Origin of the sequence: Rhizobium sp. BR 315 (assembly GCF_050577975.1) — a bacterium.
In the GTDB taxonomy this organism is placed as follows: domain Bacteria; phylum Pseudomonadota; class Alphaproteobacteria; order Rhizobiales; family Rhizobiaceae; genus Rhizobium; species Rhizobium miluonense.
Genome location: NZ_JARWKZ010000013.1, coordinates 14,177 through 31,119, shown reverse-complemented (window position 1 = coordinate 31,119; position 16,943 = coordinate 14,177). Strand labels below are relative to the sequence as shown.

The 16,943-nt window shown below is 60.1% G+C and carries 16 protein-coding genes and 1 tRNA gene; 13 read left to right on the top strand and 4 right to left on the bottom strand.

The genetic code is table 11. From position 1 onward, the window contains the following. Positions 1-10: 10 nt before the first annotated feature. From ftsH to glmM, 3 genes are all read left to right on the top strand, one after another. The gene (gene ftsH, locus QD409_RS15320) at positions 11-1,954 is read left to right on the top strand and encodes an ATP-dependent zinc metalloprotease FtsH (protein WP_092848857.1); all 1,944 of its coding nucleotides are present in this window, start codon (positions 11-13) and stop codon (positions 1,952-1,954) included. 205 nt (positions 1,955-2,159) lie between these two features. Beyond that, the gene (locus tag QD409_RS15315; RefSeq protein ID WP_245298011.1) at positions 2,160-2,363 is read left to right on the top strand and encodes a GDCCVxC domain-containing (seleno)protein; all 204 of its coding nucleotides are present in this window, start codon (positions 2,160-2,162) and stop codon (positions 2,361-2,363) included. 284 nt (positions 2,364-2,647) lie between these two features. Next, a complete protein-coding gene (gene glmM, locus QD409_RS15310; RefSeq protein WP_037151568.1) occupies positions 2,648-4,000 on the top strand; it encodes a phosphoglucosamine mutase in 1,353 nt (450 codons plus the stop codon). A 95-nt stretch (positions 4,001-4,095) separates the two neighbouring features. Here glmM and QD409_RS15305 read toward each other — a convergent pair whose 3' ends face one another. Further along, a complete protein-coding gene (locus tag QD409_RS15305; RefSeq protein ID WP_245298010.1) occupies positions 4,096-4,572 on the bottom strand; it encodes an SH3 domain-containing protein in 477 nt (158 codons plus the stop codon). Between the two features lie 398 nt (positions 4,573-4,970). On the opposite strand from QD409_RS15305, the gene QD409_RS15300 reads away from it, so the two are divergent. After that, the gene (locus tag QD409_RS15300) at positions 4,971-5,816 is read left to right on the top strand and encodes an outer membrane protein (RefSeq protein WP_092848847.1); all 846 of its coding nucleotides are present in this window, start codon (positions 4,971-4,973) and stop codon (positions 5,814-5,816) included. Between the two features lie 242 nt (positions 5,817-6,058). Then, positions 6,059-6,886: an outer membrane protein gene (locus tag QD409_RS15295; protein ID WP_092848840.1), complete on the top strand. Its 828-nt coding sequence runs from the start codon at positions 6,059-6,061 to the stop codon at positions 6,884-6,886. A 9-nt stretch (positions 6,887-6,895) separates the two neighbouring features. Here QD409_RS15295 and QD409_RS15290 read toward each other — a convergent pair whose 3' ends face one another. Beyond that, positions 6,896-7,681, bottom strand: a complete 786-nt coding sequence (locus QD409_RS15290) for a glycosyltransferase family 25 protein (RefSeq protein ID WP_092848837.1) — start codon at positions 7,679-7,681, stop codon at positions 6,896-6,898. Positions 7,682-7,946: 265 nt separating this feature from the next. Here QD409_RS15290 and QD409_RS15285 point away from each other — a divergent pair, with 265 nt between their 5' ends. The 8 genes from QD409_RS15285 (at position 7,947) to QD409_RS15250 (ending at position 15,444) form a co-directional block, all read left to right on the top strand. Then, positions 7,947-9,125 (top strand): phosphoserine transaminase, encoded by a 1,179-nt coding sequence (locus tag QD409_RS15285; RefSeq protein ID WP_430763042.1) that lies wholly within the window; start codon positions 7,947-7,949, stop codon positions 9,123-9,125. Between the two features lie 142 nt (positions 9,126-9,267). Then, a complete protein-coding gene (gene serA, locus QD409_RS15280; protein WP_092848832.1) occupies positions 9,268-10,863 on the top strand; it encodes a phosphoglycerate dehydrogenase in 1,596 nt (531 codons plus the stop codon). 207 nt (positions 10,864-11,070) lie between these two features. After that, positions 11,071-11,718 (top strand): lysophospholipid acyltransferase family protein, encoded by a 648-nt coding sequence (locus QD409_RS15275; protein ID WP_092848895.1) that lies wholly within the window; start codon positions 11,071-11,073, stop codon positions 11,716-11,718. 2 nt (positions 11,719-11,720) lie between these two features. Then, positions 11,721-12,671, top strand: coding sequence for a phosphatidate cytidylyltransferase (locus tag QD409_RS15270; RefSeq protein WP_092848829.1), 951 nt, complete (start codon positions 11,721-11,723; stop codon positions 12,669-12,671). Next, positions 12,668-13,069 (top strand): hypothetical protein, encoded by a 402-nt coding sequence (locus QD409_RS15265; RefSeq protein WP_092848893.1) that lies wholly within the window; start codon positions 12,668-12,670, stop codon positions 13,067-13,069. Before QD409_RS15270 ends, QD409_RS15265 begins: the two co-directional genes overlap by 4 nt. Positions 13,070-13,075: 6 nt before the next feature. Next, positions 13,076-13,729 carry a CDP-alcohol phosphatidyltransferase family protein gene (locus QD409_RS15260; protein WP_092848826.1) on the top strand — a complete coding sequence of 218 codons (654 nt, stop codon included), beginning with the start codon at positions 13,076-13,078 and terminating at the stop codon, positions 13,727-13,729. A gap of 275 nt (positions 13,730-14,004) precedes the next feature. Further along, on the top strand, positions 14,005-15,204 hold the full coding sequence (gene mnmA, locus QD409_RS15255) for a tRNA 2-thiouridine(34) synthase MnmA (RefSeq protein ID WP_430763041.1): 1,200 nt from the start codon (positions 14,005-14,007) through the stop codon (positions 15,202-15,204). Positions 15,205-15,367: 163 nt separating this feature from the next. Continuing rightward, positions 15,368-15,444: transfer RNA gene (locus QD409_RS15250), tRNA-Met, on the top strand. A 32-nt stretch (positions 15,445-15,476) separates the two neighbouring features. Here QD409_RS15250 and QD409_RS15245 read toward each other — a convergent pair. Further along, entirely contained in the window at positions 15,477-16,208 is a 732-nt protein-coding gene (locus tag QD409_RS15245) for a hypothetical protein (RefSeq protein ID WP_092848821.1), read from the bottom strand. Positions 16,209-16,230: 22 nt separating this feature from the next. Continuing rightward, positions 16,231-16,920, bottom strand: a complete 690-nt coding sequence (locus tag QD409_RS15240) for a hypothetical protein (RefSeq protein ID WP_092848812.1) — start codon at positions 16,918-16,920, stop codon at positions 16,231-16,233. Positions 16,921-16,943 lie beyond the last annotated feature (23 nt).

Here is a 16,943-nt window from a genome sequence, read left to right as displayed (position 1 = left end):
GGGGAGTTCGATGAACCCTAATTTTCGTAATTTCGCTCTGTGGGCAATCATAGCTCTGCTGTTGATTGCTCTGTTCAGTATGTTTCAGAACGCGCCGGCACAAACAGGCTCCAGGGAAATACCTTATTCGCAGTTCCTTCGGGAAGTTGATTCCGGCCGCGTCCGTGACGTTACCGTCACCGGAAATCGCGTTGTCGGCAGCTATGTGGAAAATGGGACACCCTTCCAGACCTATGCTCCGGTCGTGGATGACAGCTTGCTTGAGCGCCTGCAAAACAAGAACATCAACATTGTCGGCCGTCCGGAGTCGGACGGATCCTCGAGCTTCCTGAGCTATCTCGGCACGTTGCTGCCGATGCTTCTGATCCTCGGTGTCTGGCTGTTCTTCATGCGGCAGATGCAGGGCGGCTCGCGCGGTGCGATGGGCTTCGGCAAGTCCAAGGCCAAGCTTCTGACGGAAGCGCATGGCCGCGTCACTTTCGAGGACGTTGCAGGCGTCGACGAGGCCAAGCAGGATCTGGAGGAAATTGTTGAATTCCTGCGCGATCCGCAGAAGTTCCAGCGTCTCGGCGGTCGTATCCCGCGCGGCGTTCTGCTTGTGGGACCTCCCGGTACGGGTAAGACGCTTCTGGCACGCGCCATCGCCGGCGAAGCTAACGTGCCGTTCTTCACCATTTCCGGTTCCGACTTTGTTGAAATGTTCGTCGGTGTCGGCGCAAGCCGCGTCCGCGACATGTTCGAGCAGGCCAAGAAGAATGCGCCCTGCATCATCTTCATCGACGAAATCGATGCCGTCGGTCGCCATCGTGGCGCCGGTCTCGGCGGCGGTAACGACGAACGCGAACAGACGCTGAACCAGTTGCTGGTCGAGATGGATGGTTTCGAGGCCAATGAAGGCATCATCCTGATCGCGGCCACCAACCGTCCCGACGTTCTCGACCCCGCGCTGCTGCGTCCGGGCCGTTTCGACCGCCAGGTCGTGGTTCCGAACCCGGATATCGTCGGTCGTGAGCGCATCCTCAAGGTTCATGCCCGCAACGTTCCGCTGGCTCCGAACGTCGATCTGAAGACGCTCGCCCGCGGTACGCCCGGCTTCTCCGGTGCCGATCTGATGAACCTTGTCAACGAAGCTGCTCTCATGGCCGCCCGCCGCAACAAGCGTCTGGTGACCATGCAGGAATTCGAAGATGCCAAGGACAAGATCATGATGGGCGCCGAGCGCCGTTCTTCGGCGATGACCGAAGCGGAAAAGAAGCTCACCGCCTACCACGAGGCTGGCCATGCGATCACGGCGCTCTATGTCGATCTCGCTGATCCGCTGCACAAGGCGACCATCATTCCGCGCGGTCGTGCGCTCGGCATGGTCATGCAGCTCCCCGAGGGCGATCGTTACTCGATGAGCTACAAGTGGATGGTGTCGCGCCTCTGCATCATGATGGGCGGCCGCGTCGCGGAAGAGCTGACCTTCGGCAAGGAGAACATCACCTCCGGTGCGTCCTCCGATATCGAGCAGGCCACCAAGCTTGCCCGCGCGATGGTGACCCAGTGGGGCTTCTCCGATGAACTCGGCCTGGTTGCCTATGGCGAAAACCAGCAGGAAGTTTTCCTCGGTCATTCCGTCTCGCAGTCCAAGAACGTTTCGGAAGCGACTGCGCAGACGATCGACAACGAAGTGCGCCGCCTGATCGACCAGGCTTATCATCAGGCCAAGGATATCCTTACCGAACAGCATGATGGCTTCGTGGCGATCGCCGAAGGCCTCCTCGAATACGAGACGCTGACCGGCGAAGAGATCAAGGCGCTGATCCGCGGTGAAAAGCCGGCGCGCGATCTCGGTGACGACACGCCACCGAGCCGGGGTTCGGCAGTGCCGAAGACCGGCGCGAAGAAGGATGGCCCGCTCGGCACCAAGGGCGATGAAGCTGAAGGCGGTTTTGAACCTCAGCCACGCTGACGCACGGAGCCGATTGAATATGCAAACGAAGAGGCCAGTTCTCCTTTGAATAGGGACCTGGCCTCTTTTTGATGAATGAGGGTAACGAACTGGAGCTGAGGTTGCAGCCGATGGTAGACCGAACATCGAAAATGACCAGAGTGCTGCACTCCGTAAGCCGACGCTGCCTTACTGAAGATCGGATATCTCTGTGCGTAAAGTATCGGTGATCCTCAGTTCAACGATTACCTGCCCGACCTGCCGCTTTACGGCGACCGAAATCATGCCGACAGACGCCTGCCAGCATTTCTATGATTGCAAGGGCTGCGGCGCCATCCTTCGGCCGAAGCCCGGCGACTGTTGTGTGTTCTGTTCATACGGAACCGTTCCTTGCCCGCCGGTCCAGGCGCAGGAAGGGCAACGCCGTTAAGGATGTGCGAGGGTAGTACAGGTTTTCAACTGCTGCCATACCAACGGTCACCGCATTTACACCGATAGACTAGGAGGCTGGTTCCGTTTCATTGGGGATCAGCCTTTTTTAGTGCTTATTAATGGTAACGCGTTGTAATACGCTTTCTTGGTAATTTACGTGCCGAGTTTTGCAATCTATGGCATGAGCCTCAAGCATCGATGTTCGCGCCGCCTACTGAATTCAGTGGAGGTGAACGGGATGCCGCGGTCCCACAGAGGGACGCTGCAATCACGGGAGTGCATATGAAACGTCGCTATTTCGGAACCGACGGAATTCGCGGTCAATCCAATACCTATCCGATGACGCCGGATCTTGCCATGCGCGTGGGTATCGCTGCAGGCACGATCTTCCAGCGAGGCAGTCACCGTCACCGAGTGGTCATCGGCAAGGACACGCGTCTTTCCGGATATATGCTGGAGAACGCGATGGTCGCGGGCTTCACGGCCGCCGGCGTTGATGCCTTCGTTCTCGGGCCTATTCCGACGCCTGCCGTCGCGATGCTGACGCGTTCGCTGCGCGCCGATATCGGTGTCATGATTTCCGCCTCTCACAATCCGTACGAAGACAACGGCATCAAGCTTTTCGGCCCCGATGGCTACAAGCTGTCCGACGATCTTGAAATGAAGATCGAGGACATGCTCGATAGAGATATTTCGGAGCATCTTGCCAAGGCCGAGAATATTGGCCGCGCAAAGCGTGTCGACGGCGTCCACGACCGCTATATCGAACACGTCAAGCGAACGCTGCCCCGCGACGTCACGCTGCAAGGGCTGCGCATCGCCATCGATTGCGCCAATGGTGCCGCCTACAAGGTTGCCCCGGCCGCCCTTTGGGAGCTTGGTGCCGAGGTCGTGACGATCGGTAACGAGCCGAACGGCACGAATATCAATCTGAATTGCGGCTCCACCAGCCCGGTGGCGTTGCAGAAGAAGGTGGACGAAGTGCGTGCCGACATCGGCATCGCGCTGGATGGCGACGCCGACCGCGTCATCATCGTCGACGAAGCCGGCACGATCATCGATGGCGATCAACTGATGGCCGTTATCGCCGAAAGCTGGGCCGAGAGCCAGCTGTTGCGTGGCAATGGCATCGTGGCGACCGTCATGTCCAACCTTGGTCTGGAACGCTTCCTGGACGAGCGCGGCCTGTCGCTCGCCCGCACGGCCGTCGGCGACCGCTATGTCGTCGAGCACATGCGCCAGAACAATTTCAATGTCGGCGGCGAGCAATCCGGCCATATCGTACTTTCCGATTATGGGACGACCGGCGACGGCCTCGTCGCCGCCCTGCAGATCCTTGCCGCGGTGAAGCGCACCGGCAAACCCGTCAGCGAAGTCTGCCGCCGTTTCGAGCCGGTGCCGCAATTGCTGCGCAACGTACGTATTTCCGGTGGCAGGCCGCTGGAAGACAGTCAGGTGCGCAAAGCGATTGCCGATGCCGAAAGCGAACTTGCCCGCAATGGCCGCCTGGTGATCCGCCCGTCCGGCACAGAGCCGTTGATCCGCGTTATGGCGGAGGGCGACGATCGCAGCCAGATCGAACGTATCGTCGGCGGGCTGATCGACGTCATCTCGAGCGTGCGCACTGCCGCCTGAGCGGCAGATCGGACATCATCGTCAATATCAGATCGACGGCCGCCTCTATCGAAGGCGGCCGCGCTGCTTTCCGGCGCTGGTTGCGGATTGTCTGCCTATTGGAACATTTCGCCGGGATAGGCGCCCCAGAGCTTGTCCTGTCTGATATAGCCTCGCGCCGAATGCTCCCTGACGGAAACGCGGCACCAGGTCCCGGTACAGGAGTGCAGTGAAAGCAGTACGCGCGGTTGCAACTGGGCAACCGGCGTGTCGGTCGGTTCCGGATCGGCGCGCAGCACGGCATTCTTCGTCAGCCAAGGCGCCACGATGGCCATGCGTGCTCCGGAGAGGAGGGCGCTGTGCATCCATCCGGTTGCGCCGGTATAGTCGCGAACCTGCCGCCAATGGCCATATTCGTCGATGACTTCCATCGGAAGGCCAGGCTTCATGTAGATCCATTTCGTCGCATAGATCGTCGATGGGCCGACCCGCATGCGCGCCTTATGGGCCTTTACTGAAACGAAGCGAGGGATCGGCAATCCCGTTTCGCGCCCCTTGTTCCATGCCGTGGCGGCGACGGGCTGTACCGGCATCGCATAAGCCACAGCGACGAAGCCCAGGAAGGCGAAGATCAGGCACAGGCTGGCGCATATTTTCCGTTGATACGTCAGTAACTTCCTCCTGAGTTGACTCCCGGCGGCTGCACTGTAACGGTCGGATTCTTGCCAATTGGTTTAGAGATTTCTGTATGACCGCCCGCCCAAATCTATGCTTTGCGCCGTGTGAGGCGAGAGGGGGCGCCCGTATCTCTTTCTCTTTGTTGGTGATTTAATATTATCTAATATAAAGGACAGAGTATAAGCCTTCAGTAAAACAGGGTAAATATTCGTAGTTAATCAGGTTTTAACTCCTTTTCTTCATTATTCCGGCCAGGTCTTTTCGGTTGGCAAGCATTTGCTGCGCCAATGACAAGAAATTTGGAGCCAAAGCCATGATGAAAACCGTGATCGGCGCACTTGCCAGTTTGCTTGTCGGCACGTCAGCCTTTTCTGCAGATCTTTATACGCCAGAGCCGCAGCCGCAGCCGGAGGTGGTTGTCGCCCAGTCCAGCGGTTGGTATCTGCGCGGCGACGTCGGCTACGCCTTTGCGAACCTACGCGGCGCGAACTACTTCCAAGGGTCCAATGCCAGCCTGGTGGATTTCGACAGCGCGAAGCTCGATGGCAACTTCACACTCGGCGGCGGTGTCGGTTATCAGATCAACAATTATCTCCGGACTGATGTGACGCTGGACTATCTCTTCAAGTCCGACTTCAAGGGCTCGACGAAGGGCGATTGCGGCGCCTGCGGCCCGGATTTCACGGCTGTGCCTGCGACCTCTCGCGACCTTGCCTCGATGACGGCTTACAGCTTGCTCGCCAACGCCTATGTCGATCTCGGCACCTACAGCGTATTTACGCCCTATGTCGGCGCAGGTATCGGCGGCACCTATGTCAAATGGGACAAGCTGAACAACACGTCTTGCTCGGATGCCAATCCGGACTCGTGCGACGGATCCGTCAACCATAATGGCCGCGGCAGCTGGCGCTTCACCTATGCGTTGATGGCCGGTACGTCGATCGACCTGAGCTGCAACCTCAAGGCTGACGTTGGCTATCGTTACCGCCATATCCAGGGCGGCGACATGTTCGGCTATGCGGAAAATGGCGGTCCTGGCTACGACAAGGGCATCAACCTGCACGAAGCCCGCATCGGTGCCCGCTACACCTTCGGCGGTTGCCAGACTGCAAGCTACATGCCGCCGGCCGATATCCCGGTCCAGCCGGTCTACAAGTAAGCGCCTTTCGCATAAGATATTGAAAAGCCGCCCGGTTTCCCTCCGGGCGGCCTTTGCTTTTCTATCTCTCCGTTAAGCAAATTTCCCCTGCTTTAAACCTTCATTAACCATGAATTCCCTATGGTTAATGAAATGAGAATGGCGGCCTCCCGGTCATGAGCTCACTTTCGAGCTCTTGCCAGGCAACAAAGGCCTGCAATTCGATAGGCGGGCATCCGCACTTGGATGGAAGGCGAGGGGTAATGATCCGTTTTGACGCTTTGGCGCTGGCCGCAGCGATGGCAGGCGCATCGGCCGGTGCTGCCCTTGCCGGCGAAGCGCCGCCCGAGATCAAGATGGCCGAAGTGAGCGTCAAGGATGCGAAGGGGTGGTACGTGCGCGGCGATCTCGGTTACGCCGTCAATGCCAGCCGCAGCGCCACGACATTGCGCACCTACGATCCGGCCGGCGGCAGCTATAGTTCGGGTCGCTTCGATTCCAACCGCTTCGGCGGCGACTTTTCCGGCGGGCTGGGTGTCGGCTATCAGTTCAACGACTTGTTCCGTGCAGACGTCACCGGCGACTTCTTCAGCGACGATTTCAATGGCCGTATCTCGAGCGATATGCCCTGCTCCGGCGGAGCGGGAGGTACCAGTTGCTCCACGAAGGCGCGCTCTTCCTTCAGGGCGGGCAGCCTGATGGTGAACGGCTATGTCGATCTTGGAACCGTGGCCGGTCTCACACCCTATGTCGGCGCCGGTCTCGGCGCGACGCGGGTTTCCTGGAGCAGCGTCAATGCGATCGGTTCATGCGTCGACGGCATTTCGGGTTGCGGCGGCGCGGCCTCTGTCAGTACGCGCTATGCCGGGGACAGCGATTGGCGCATGACCTATGCCTTGATGGCTGGCGTTGCCTACGAGGTTGCGCCGAACGTAAAGGTCGATCTTGGCTATCGTTTCTCCCATATCGCGGGCGGCGACATGTTCGGCGCTTCCGCTGCTGATTCGGCGGCGGGCGCCGGCACGATGGGTCGCGATGGCGCGCTGTCGCGTCATGAAATAAGGATAGGTCTCCGGATCACCACCTGGTAGACCGAGTAGCTACCGCTTCGTCAGAACATAGGCCATGCGCCGGAAGAAATCCGAAACACGAAACAGGTGCGCGGGTATCCGCCGCAACGCTGAAGATTTGGCGGCACGATAGTCGCGGCGCCAGCCGACCATCGTGATCCCCTTCAATTGGCTAAAGCCGACGATATTGGTGCGGGTGGTGAATATGGAGATCCGCGTGTCCCAGCCGCGTTCGATGGCGACATCCCAGGGGAGGGACATGACGGTCAGCGATTTCACGATTCTCTCGGCGCCGTTGCGCGTGACGAGATAGCATGCCGTCGAACCCTGGGGACCGAAAAGGCAACGGCCGATAACGTCTCCCTTTTGACTGCTCGCCATCTCGCGAAAGCCGTGCCAACGATGATTGACGAATTTGATCAGATCGGCCGCGGGTGCTGCCTCTTTGGCTGCCATGGCGCGATCAAGGAAATCCCCACCCAGAGCGACGTCATCTTCAATGATGACGGCTATTTCGTCGCTGCTGGCCAGAAATTGGCGCAACGCCATCATGTGGCTTCGGTAGCAGCCGTATTCACCGGGCAGGATGGTTCTGCCATGCCGTCGTTGAAAGCGTGCATGGTCGACGTCGATCCATTGCGCGCGGGGGATGAGCGCGCCGTCAACGCCATTGATGCGCTCGAACCGGAAACCGAATTCACTGCTCTGCCGCTGGATTTCCGCCAGCCTATCCGCCGCGCGGTCGATGTTGATCAGATAGATTGGTATAGGCTGGGCGGGCTGAAGAGGGGCTTTGGCGAGCGCAGTTACGGACATCGAGCACACTTGTTATCTTCCGGTGGCGCCAATCAGTCGGCGCCGACCTGATATGAGTACGGGTCGCCACGGAAACCAGCTTTGTGCGGCTAAACTTAATTTGATTGCATTGCGTGTAGGTTGCCACCATCAAGCTTTCTCCGCGAATTGGTGAAGTGGTGGCACCGGTTGCATTTTGCTATTGCGCTTACGAGCGGCTTCCCATATACCCGGCGGCGGGACACCCTTCCCCAACGAAGGGCTTTCTATCTGAGAGGATAGCATCATGACTAAGCTCGCCAAGCCGGACATCCGTCCGAACAATACCCATTTCTCTTCTGGCCCCTGCTCGAAGCGCCCCGGTTGGACGCTCGACGCTCTTTCCGATGCGGCTCTTGGCCGTTCGCACCGCGCGAAGGTCGGCAAAGCCAAGCTGAAGCAGGCCATTGATCTTACTCGCGAAATTCTTGAAGTGCCGGCGGATTACCGCATCGGCATCGTTCCGGCTTCCGACACCGGCGCCGTCGAAATGGCGCTGTGGTCGCTGCTCGGCGAACGCGGCGTCGATATGGTCGCCTGGGAAAGCTTCGGTGCCGGCTGGGTCACCGACGTCGTCAAGCAGCTGAAGCTCAAGGACGTCCGCAAGCTCGAAGCCGGTTACGGCGAGCTCCCTGATCTTTCCACGATCGATTTTGATCGTGACGTGGTCTTCACCTGGAACGGCACCACCTCCGGCGTTCGCGTTCCGAACGGCGATTTCATCCCTGCCGACCGCAAGGGCCTGACGATCTGCGACGCCACCTCGGCGGCTTTCGCTCAGAACCTCGATTTTGCCAAGCTCGACGTCGTCACCTTCTCCTGGCAGAAGGTTCTGGGCGGCGAGGGCGCACATGGCGTCATCATCCTGTCGCCGCGCGCCGTCGAGCGCCTGACCACCTATCAGCCGGCCTGGCCGCTGCCGAAGATCTTCCGCATGACAAGCGGCGGCAAGCTGATCGAAGGCATCTTTACCGGTGAGACGATCAACACGCCTTCGATGCTCTGCGTTGAAGACTACATCGATGCTTTGCTTTGGGCGAAGGACCTCGGCGGCCTGACGGCGCTGATCGGCCGTGCCGATGCCAACGCCAAGGTCATCCATGACTTCGTTGCTGCCAACGACTGGATCGCCAATCTCGCCGTCAAGGCCGAGACGGAATCCAACACCTCCGTCTGCCTGAAGATCGTCGACAAGGATGTTGCCGCTCTCGACGAAGACGGTCAGGCGAATTTCGCCAAGGGTCTGGTCGCGCTCCTCGAAAAGGAAGGCGTCGCCTATGACGTCGGCCACTATCGCGACGCACCGTCGGGCCTGCGCATCTGGGCAGGTGCAACGATCGAAGCTGCCGATATGCAGAAGCTGATGCCCTGGCTCGCCTGGGCGTTCGAAACGCAGAAGGCAACGCTCTCCCAGGTTGCTGCCTAAGGCTTGAAGCGTCATGGCTCCGCCGGAGAGGCGGAGCCCAGCATCTCGAAATTCTCGTTGTTTTCATGCAATTCCGACCGGAAAACCGTTTCGCATTTTCCTGGAATTGCTCGTCTTAGCTGACCTTTTTCAGGAGGCCTCCATGGCACCTCGCGTTCTCGTATCCGACGAACTGTCGGAAACCGCCGTCCAGATCTTCCGCGATCGCGGCGTCGAAGTCGATTTCCAGCCGCAGCTTGGCAAGGACAAGGACAAGCTGTTCGAAATCATCGGCAATTACGATGGTCTCGCCATCCGTTCAGCCACCAAGGTGACCGAGAAGATCATCGAAGCGGCCAAGAACCTCAAGGTCGTTGGCCGTGCCGGTATCGGTGTCGACAATGTCGACATCCCGGCCGCTTCGCGCCGCGGCATCATCGTCATGAACACGCCGTTCGGCAATTCGATCACGACGGCTGAACACGCCATCGCGCTGATGTTTGCCGTTGCTCGTCAGCTTCCGTCTGCCGATGCCTCGACCCAGGCTGGCAAGTGGGAAAAGTCGAAGTTCATGGGTGTCGAAATCACCGGCAAGACGCTCGGCGTCATCGGTGCCGGCAACATCGGCTCGATCGTGATTGCCCGCGCCATCGGCCTGAAGATGCATGTCGTTGCCTATGACCCGTTCCTGTCCAAGGAGCGCGCCGAGGAAATGGGCGTCACCAAAGTCGAGCTCGACGAGCTCTTCGCCCGCGCCGACTTCATCACGCTGCACGTGCCGCTGACCGACAAGACCCGCAACATCATCGACGCCACTGCCATTGCGAAGATGAGGCAAGGCGTTCGCATCATCAACTGCGCCCGTGGTGGACTGGTCGATGAGGCGGCCCTTGCTGCCGCCATCAAGTCGGGCCATGTCGCTGGTGCCGCATTCGACGTCTTCGAAGTCGAGCCTGCCAAGGAAAGCCCGCTGTTCGGCCTGCCGAACGTCGTCTGCACGCCGCATCTCGGCGCCTCCACAACGGAAGCGCAGGAAAACGTCGCTCTGCAGGTCGCCGAACAGATGGCGGATTATCTCGTCAAGGGTGCGGTTTCCAACGCCATCAACATGCCCTCGATCACCGCCGAAGAAGCGCCGATTCTGAAGCCGTTCATCAAGCTCGCAGATGTTCTCGGCGCCTTCGTCGGCCAGGTCACGGAAGATCCGATCAAGGAAATCGAGATTCTCTATGATGGCGTGACGGCCGGCATGAACACGAAGGCTCTGACAAGCGCATTGCTCGCCGGCCTGATCCGCAATCAGGTCGCCGACGTCAACATGGTTTCGGCGCCGATCATGATCAAGGAAAAGGGCATCGTGCTTGCGGAAGTCAAGCGCGACAAGACCGGTGTCTATGACGGCTACATCAAGCTGACTGTCACCACCGACAGCATGACGCGCTCGGTTGCCGGTACCGTCTTCTCGGACGGCAAGCCGCGCTTCATCCAGATCAAGGGCATCAACCTCGACGCCGACGTGGGCAACCACATGATCTATATCGCCAATACCGACGTTCCCGGCATGATCGGCTTCATCGGTACGACGCTCGGCTCCGCCGGCGTCAACATCGCGAACTTCCAGCTCGGTCGCGACAAGCAGGGCGGCGATGCCATCGCATTGCTCTATGTCGACGGCCCGCTCAGCGACGATGTGCTTGCCAAGCTGACCGCGCATCAGGCTATTCGTCAAGCAAAGCCGCTGGTGTTCGCAGTCGACTAGGCTGGCCTGCCTTCGAAGGGCGGCAGCCGCAGAGTGCGCTCCTCCCAAGAGCCAATCCGAAAGCCCGGTGCGACGCGAGTTGCGCCGGGCTTTCTTCGTGGTTGTGAGGGTTGTGGATAAGCTCGGCTCGCAGACTATCGGAGGCGGCCAAACACGCCTATTTCTTGTGTCATGGAGGCTTTGCGGAAGAACATTCTCGGGGAAGGGATGGGCACGCCGATCGAATGGCTGGCCAAGCCCGTTTCCGTGGCGATCGTGCTGTTTGCGCGGGCCATTACCGCAGTGAGAGCCATCTGGCCCGAGAGCGGCGCCCGCGCCCGTCATTGCGTCTATTTCGCCAACCATTCCAGCCATGGTGACTTTATCCTGATCTGGACTGTCCTGCCGCCGCGGCTGCGCCGCCGCGTTCGCCCGGTGGCCGGCGCCGACTATTGGCTGAAGTCGCCGCTGAACAGCTTCATCGGGAGGGACGTCTTCAACGCCGTGCTGATCGAGCGGGATCGCGAGGCGCGCAAGGAGGATCCGGTCACGCAAATGACGCGGGCGCTCGACGCCGGCTCTTCCCTGATCCTGTTTCCGGAAGGCACCCGCAACCTGACCGAGGCGCCGCTGCAGCCTTTCAAGAGCGGGCTCTTCCATCTCGCGCAAGTGCGCCCGGATATCGATCTCGTTCCCGTCTGGATCGACAACCTCAATCGCGTCATGCCCAAGGGCGAGTTCGTGCCTATTCCGCTGATCTGTACCGTCACCTTCGGCGAGGCGCTGCATATTGGCGAGATCGAGGAGAAGGCGGATTTCCTGGCGAGAGCCGAAGCGGCGCTGCTGGCGCTTGCGCCCAAACGGGCGGGAGACTGAGCATGAATGCGGCAAGCGCCGATCTGATCCATCTTGTCCTCGGCATTTTCGGCGTCCTGATCGTCGCCTCCATCATCGGCTATGTGCTGGAACGGCGCCTGTCTCCTGACGGATCGAATGCCGCGATCGAAAACCTGAATGCCCGCATCAAGGCCTGGTGGGTGATGGTGGTGCTGATCGGCATCGCCTTCGTCGCCGGGCGTGCCGGCGTCATCCTGCTCTTCGCCTTCTGTTCCTTTGCGGCGCTGCGCGAGTTCGTGACGCTGATCAACACGAAGCGGGCGGATCATTGGGCGCTTGCCGCAGCCTTCTTCGTGGCCGTGCCGGTACAATATTACCTGCTCTGGGCCGAACAATACGGCATATACTCGATCTTCATACCCGTGTACGCCTTCCTGTTCATGCCGATCATCGCAGTGCTGCGCGGCGATACCGAGCGGTTTCTGGTGCGCATCGCCGAGGTGCAATGGGCGCTCATGATCTGTGTCTTTTGCGCTTCGCATGTGCCGGCGCTGTTGACCCTGCATATTCCCGGCTATGAAGGCCGCAACGTGCTGCTGATCGCCTTCCTGGTGATCGTCGTCCAGCTCAGCGACGTGCTGCAATATGTCTGGGGCAAGCTTTTCGGGAAAACGAAGATCGCGCCACGCCTGTCTCCATCGAAAACGGTCGAGGGGTTTGTCGGCGGCGTCATCAGCGCGTCTTTGATCGGGGCGGCTCTCTGGTGGGTGACGCCGTTCACGCCGCTGGAGGCCGGCTTGCTCGCCTTTGTCATCACGCTCATGGGATTTTTCGGCGGGCTTGTGATGTCGGCGATCAAGCGGGATCGCGGCGTCAAGGATTGGGGTCATCTCATCGAGGGGCATGGCGGGCTGATTGACCGGCTGGATTCGGTCGTCTTCTCCGCGCCGATCTTCTTCCATCTCGTGCGCTACTGGTGGTCGCTGTCATGAGCGGAAAGCTTAAAGCGCTTGCCGGCAGCAGCATCGTGCATGTGCTTTTTGCCTTCCTTGCCATGGGCGGCTGGGCCGTTTTTGCCAATCGCATGCATCCGATGCCGCGCCCTTTGATTGCCGGCTTCGTGCAAGGCGTGCTTTCGGGCTGCTTGACGCTGTTTTTGAAGTCTGCGGTCGAAGCTCTGGCGAGACGCTTCCGCGGCCTTGCTGCACTTTGGGCGCCGCCGCTGATCGCCTGCCTGGGCTCGGCAACCATTCTGGTTGCCATCCATGCGCTGAGCGGCACGCCGGAGATCCTGAAGACCATCGCCGTGCCGCTGCTGGTCTCCTCCAGCTATGCGGCGATCTACAATTACTCGATATCCGGCGGGAGGCAGCGAAGCCATGACAGGTGAGGGGCCATGACAGGTGACGGAACGGGCGACAGGCGGCCGCTGGCCAGCCGCAACACGCGATGGGCTCAGACGCTGGCGCGGCGCATGACCGCGCTTTCGGTGACGCCGAACCAGATATCGCAGGCAAGCATGGTCATGGCGGCGCTGGCGGGAGCCTCCTTCTGGTTCTCCGGTGCAGCCGGCAGTACCGGAATGCGCGTGACATTGCTGATCCTGGCTGCCTTGTTCTGCCAGCTGCGTCTGCTCTGCAATCTGCTTGACGGCATGGTCGCCGTCGAGGGCGGAAAGGGCGAGGCCGACGGACCGTTCTGGAACGAATTTCCGGATCGCGTCGCCGACATCCTCATCTTCGCCGGGATTGGATATGGTATCGCATCGCCGGGGCTTGGTTGGGCTGCGGCGGTCTTTGCTGTGCTGACCGCCTATGTCCGTGAGCTCGGACGTGCCACAGGCAATCCAAGCGATTTCGGCGGCCCGATGGCCAAGCAGCATCGCATGGCCGTGATCACGGGCGCGGCACTTCTCTCCATCATCGAGGCCCTGTGGAGCGGCGGCAGCTGGATTTTGACGATCGCGCTCTGGATCGTCGCCATCGGGTCGGCGGTGACCGTATTGCGGCGCGGAGGCAATCTGATCCGGCATTTGAAGGCCAAGAGGTGATTCGCGATTTCGCCCACCCCTTGCATGGGATGGCAATCCTTTCTATATCCGTCCACAATTGAGGCTGGCCGCAAAGAGCGGCCGATGGCCCTGCATGATGAAAATTCGCCGTTTTTGCATGGCATCCGGCGGCAAGAAGCATGATCCCGAAAAGTGTGCAGCGGTTTTGGATAAGATCATGCGATATCAAACAATGAGGGCGTGGCGGCTTTTCGAAGAAAGGCCATCCCGCTCTGGACAGCATCGAAGATCGTTCAAGACTGGCGGCAACGACCGTGAATACACTGGATTTTGACAAGAGGCCGGAAGATACCCGCGTCGTCGTCGCCATGTCAGGCGGTGTCGACAGCTCCGTCGTCGCCGGCATTTTGAAGCGACAGGGCTATGATGTGCTCGGCATCACGCTGCAGCTCTATGACCATGGTGCTGCCGTGCATCGCGCTGGCTCCTGTTGTGCCGGCCAGGATATCGACGATGCGCGCCGCGTCTGCGAAACGCTCGGCATCCCGCATTATGTGCTCGATTACGAAAAGCGCTTCCGCGAGACGGTGATCAATCCTTTCGCTGAGAGCTATGTGGCCGGCGAAACGCCGATCCCCTGCGTTGCCTGCAACCAGACCGTCAAGTTTGCCGATCTGCTGGCGACGGCCAAGGAGCTTGGCGCCGATGCACTGGCGACCGGCCACTATATCCGTTCGCGCCCGAACCCGTCCCCGGAGCACCCGCGTCGCCGCGCGCTCTATCGTCCCGCTGATGCCGATCGTGACCAGAGCTATTTTCTCTTCGCAACGACGCAGGAGCAGATCGACTATCTGCGCTTTCCGCTCGGCGGCATGCCAAAATCGGAAACGCGTGCGCTTGCCGAGGAAATGGGCCTCGTCGTCGCCAAGAAGGCTGACAGCCAGGACATTTGTTTCGTGCCGCAGGGCAAGTATTCCGATGTGATCGCCAAGCTGAAGCCGAATGCGGCGCTTGCCGGCGAGATCGTCCATCTCGACGGCCGCGTGCTCGGCCATCACGAAGGCATCCTGCACTATACGATCGGCCAGCGCCGTGGCATCGGCATCGCCACCGGCGAGCCGCTCTATGTCGTCTATCTCGATGCTCGCTCGCGCCGCGTCATCGTCGGCCCCAAGGAAGCGCTCGAAACGCATCGCGTCTATCTGCGCGATGTTAACTGGCTGGGCGACGAGCCGCTGTTGCAGGCGGCTTCCGGCGAGGGCTTTGCCTGCTTCGCCAAAGTCCGCTCCACCCGCGCCCCGGCTCCGGCTGTGCTGCATGCCGATGCCAGCGGCATCTATGTCGATCTTTCGATCGGCGAGGCTGGCGTGGCTCCCGGCCAGGCCTGCGCGCTCTATTCCGCACCGGGCGACGACGCCCGCGTCTACGGCGGCGGCTTCATCGAGCGTTCGGAAAGAGAGCCGATGGCGGAAGCTTCCCTGAAGGCGCTGCTGGCAAGCCCGGTCGCGGCCTGAAGGGTGAAAGAGCCGGCTCAAGAGAAAGCACTGATTTTTCCAAATCATCCGCTTGACACCAAGCCGAACCGCACCTTATAAGCCGCTCACCAACGAGCTGGCGGCTTCGAGCGGCGGTTCGTTTGACCTTTGCGTGTGATCCCGAAAGATCATGCGTCGACGTGGCGGAGTAGCTCAGTAGGTCAGAGCAGAGGAATCATAATCCTTGTGTCGGGGGTTCAAATCCCTCCTCCGCTACCATCTCTCAATCAAAACTAATTCGAAATCCTCAATCAGGCGACTTGGTGCTGAAGAGGCGGCAGGAGTTCTTTGCCGAAGCCTAGGCGTGCGGTGAAGGCGTGCAATTCGGCGACGTTGCAGTGGCGCAGGAAGAAGTGGTCTGCCGAAACGTCGATCGGCCGGCGGCGGCCGAAGGGTAGGTTGGAGAAGGCGATCCGCATGCCGTTGCCGGCAAGCGCCACTTTCTTTTCCGGGCTCAGGGCATCATCGGCCGCGGCAATGCGCGTGTAGTTCTCGATGAATTTCGGGATGATCGCGCTGCGGAAGATCAGGATGCCCGTCTGCAGCGGCTGCGGCGTTCCCGAGCCACTGGGTGCGATGATGTCGGCGTCGGGATGAGCAGCGATCTGGCGCTCGATGATGTCCTTGCCGTAGAAGAGCGTGCCCTGTTCGACGAGCACCGTGTAGAGGTCGCCGTTGTTGAAGCCGTAGCTCAGGCCAAGCAGCAGCGCTCGCGACCAGCCGCAGAGCGCGCTATAGCCCTGAACGGCGTGTCCGTAGTTGCGTTTCAGATTGACCCAGCTGATGCGGGGATCATCCGGCATCCTGGGGCGCACCGGCGAGGCCGAATCGACGATCAGAATGTTGCTCGGCGAGGTGAAGGAGCGGACACAGTGATACCAGATATCGAAGCACTCCGCCGAGCGAACGAAATCGTCGCCGAGGACTTTGTAGTTACGGGCGTCGTTGTCTGCGTACCAGCCGGTCACGATGCTGTAGGACATGTTGTCGTCTTTCGCTCTGCTTTCAAAGCCGCTTCTGCAGCGCAACCATCTTGAAGTGCCAGTCGTTGATGCCGCCGCGGTTGTTGCGGTGGACATAGACGTTCTGGATCTGCGAGGCGACCATGCTCAGATAATCCGGATGGGCGAAGGGAATATCGAGCTTGCCGGTCTTCAGGAAGGTTTCGAAAACCTCCGCGCTCTTCTTGCAAGGCGGCAAAGAGCTTTCGAAGGGCGGCTGCCAGTGAAAATCCTCAATGACATAGAACCCGCCGGGCTCGACCTTGTCGAAGAGCTTCAGGAAGGCAAGCTGCTGATGGAACGAGGCATGCGAGCCGTCGTCGATGAGAAGCTTCAGCGTCGGGAGGGCGGCACTCAGGCGATCGAGATCGGGTATGCTGCCGAGATCGCCGCGGTGAAACTCAAAGCGGTCCAGCCGGATGTGCGAGAAGTCGGAGAGATCGAAACCATAGAGCTTCGCGCGAGGAAAGTAGTTGAGCCACATGCGGATCGACGGCACGTCGCTGCCCACGCGGTCGACAGAGGCTCCCGCTTCGACGCCGCCTCGCTCGAGGCCGATTTCCAGCATCGAAAAGGCCTGGTCGCGGAACTGTTCGAAGAGAAACGAGTACAGGGCCGCGTAATTATGGGCGTGGCCAATCTGCGTTCCCTTGTCGGTCCGGTAGTAATCGGCAAGCTCTACGAGTTCAGGCATGGAGGTCCTTCCAAAAGAAAGCT

Bases quoted from the DNA above. Each gene is read 5' to 3' on its own strand.
- glmM (WP_037151568.1), top strand. From the start codon at position 2,648: ATGAAACGTCGCTATTTCGGAACCGACGGAATTCGCGGTCAATCCAAT.
- QD409_RS15295 (WP_092848840.1), top strand. From the start codon at position 6,059: ATGATCCGTTTTGACGCTTTGGCGCTGGCCGCAGCGATGGCAGGCGCA.
- QD409_RS15300 (WP_092848847.1), top strand. From the start codon at position 4,971: ATGATGAAAACCGTGATCGGCGCACTTGCCAGTTTGCTTGTCGGCACG.
- QD409_RS15275 (WP_092848895.1), top strand. From the start codon at position 11,071: ATGGGCACGCCGATCGAATGGCTGGCCAAGCCCGTTTCCGTGGCGATC.
- QD409_RS15240 (WP_092848812.1), bottom strand. From the start codon at position 16,920: ATGCCTGAACTCGTAGAGCTTGCCGATTACTACCGGACCGACAAGGGA.
- QD409_RS15245 (WP_092848821.1), bottom strand. From the start codon at position 16,208: ATGTCCTACAGCATCGTGACCGGCTGGTACGCAGACAACGACGCCCGT.
- QD409_RS15285 (WP_430763042.1), top strand. From the start codon at position 7,947: ATGACTAAGCTCGCCAAGCCGGACATCCGTCCGAACAATACCCATTTC.
- QD409_RS15265 (WP_092848893.1), top strand. From the start codon at position 12,668: ATGAGCGGAAAGCTTAAAGCGCTTGCCGGCAGCAGCATCGTGCATGTG.
- QD409_RS15270 (WP_092848829.1), top strand. From the start codon at position 11,721: ATGAATGCGGCAAGCGCCGATCTGATCCATCTTGTCCTCGGCATTTTC.
- QD409_RS15260 (WP_092848826.1), top strand. From the start codon at position 13,076: ATGACAGGTGACGGAACGGGCGACAGGCGGCCGCTGGCCAGCCGCAAC.
- QD409_RS15290 (WP_092848837.1), bottom strand. From the start codon at position 7,681: ATGTCCGTAACTGCGCTCGCCAAAGCCCCTCTTCAGCCCGCCCAGCCT.
- serA (WP_092848832.1), top strand. From the start codon at position 9,268: ATGGCACCTCGCGTTCTCGTATCCGACGAACTGTCGGAAACCGCCGTC.
- ftsH (WP_092848857.1), top strand. From the start codon at position 11: ATGAACCCTAATTTTCGTAATTTCGCTCTGTGGGCAATCATAGCTCTG.
- QD409_RS15305 (WP_245298010.1), bottom strand. From the start codon at position 4,572: ATGCCGGTACAGCCCGTCGCCGCCACGGCATGGAACAAGGGGCGCGAA.